Here is a 1200-nt window from a genome sequence, read left to right as displayed (position 1 = left end):
AGTCGCCGCGACGCAGGGCCGTGGCCGGCACCTGCTCCTCATCGTCGCCCTGGCCAGAGCCATTCCCGAACCCCTTCCCCCGCACACGCCGGGCCACGAGCTGCTCTCGAGTGGAGCGCAGGCTCTCGGCTTGTGCCCGGCCCCGCGCCTCCGCCAGCGCCTCGGCCGCGTTGGCAAACAGCAGGGTGAACAGCAGCACGAGGCTGATCGCCAGATCGAAGCCCCAGGGACGACCGGCCAGCAGCGCGTCGCCCGTCAGCCACAGGGTCACCAGGGTGCCGACCCCGACCACGAACATCACGGGGTTGCGCGCCAGCCAGCGCGGGTCGAGCCGCCGCAGCGACTCGCCCGCCAAGCGGGCCAGGGTCTCGGCGGTGAGCAACTTGGATGCATTGCGTTGATGTTTCATCATGTTTTCTCCAAGGCATCAGCTCGCCAACGACAGGAACTCGGCGAACGGGCCGAGGGCCAGGACCGGGAAGAAGCTGAGCAGCGCGAACATCAGGATCACCCCCAGGGTCAGCACGGCGAAGGTGGGCGTCTCCACGGCCAGGCTGCCCGAGGTGGTGGGCGCGACGCGCTTGCCCGCCAGGTGGGCGGCCAACGCCAGCGGTGCCAGGATGGGAATAAACCGCCCGAGGATCAGCGCCAGGGCGCAACTGATGTTCCACCAGGGCGTATCGTCGCCCAACCCCTCGAAGCCGGAACCGTTGTTAGCGAAGGCGGAGGTGTATTCGTAGAGCACCTGGCTCAGGCCATGGAAGCCCGGATTGGAGTTCTGAGCCAGGCCCGGAATCGCCACCGCCGTGGCGGTCAGTCCGAGGATCAGCAGCGGCTGGATCAAGAGCGCGATGCAGATCAGCTTGATCTCCTTGGCCTCCAGCGCGCGGCCATAGACCTCTGGTGAGCGACCTACCATCAGGCTGCCGAGAAAGACCGCGAGCAGCAGGAACAGCAGGAAGTTGATCAGCCCCACGCCGACGCCGCCAAAGGTGGCGTTGATGAACATATCCATCAGCGTCGCGGCGCCGCCCAGCGGGTTGAAGGAGTCGTGCATGCCGTTCACCGAGCCGTTGGAGGTCTGGGTGGTGAAGCTGCCCCAAAGCGCCGTGGCCGTCGCGCCGAAGCGCACCTCCTTGCCCTCCAAATTCGGACCCTCGGCCGCGAGGCCGGCAAAGGAGGCGTTGGGTTGGTTCTCCG

General features: G+C 67.2%; 1 protein-coding gene and 1 pseudogene. Both read right to left on the bottom strand.

The features are described from left to right. A pseudogene (locus CKO42_RS26605) lies at positions 1-409 on the bottom strand (potassium-transporting ATPase subunit B); the annotation flags it as partial. A gap of 18 nt (positions 410-427) precedes the next feature. Further along, on the bottom strand, positions 428-1200 hold a 773-nt coding region (locus CKO42_RS26600; RefSeq protein ID WP_200252636.1), incomplete at its 5' end, for a potassium-transporting ATPase subunit KdpA.

It is taken from the genome of Lamprobacter modestohalophilus (genome assembly GCF_016583905.1).
In the GTDB taxonomy this organism is placed as follows: Bacteria; Pseudomonadota; Gammaproteobacteria; order Chromatiales; family Chromatiaceae; genus Lamprobacter; species Lamprobacter modestohalophilus.
Note: the sequence above shows the minus strand (reverse complement) of the source record. Positions and strands in the feature narration are given on the sequence as shown.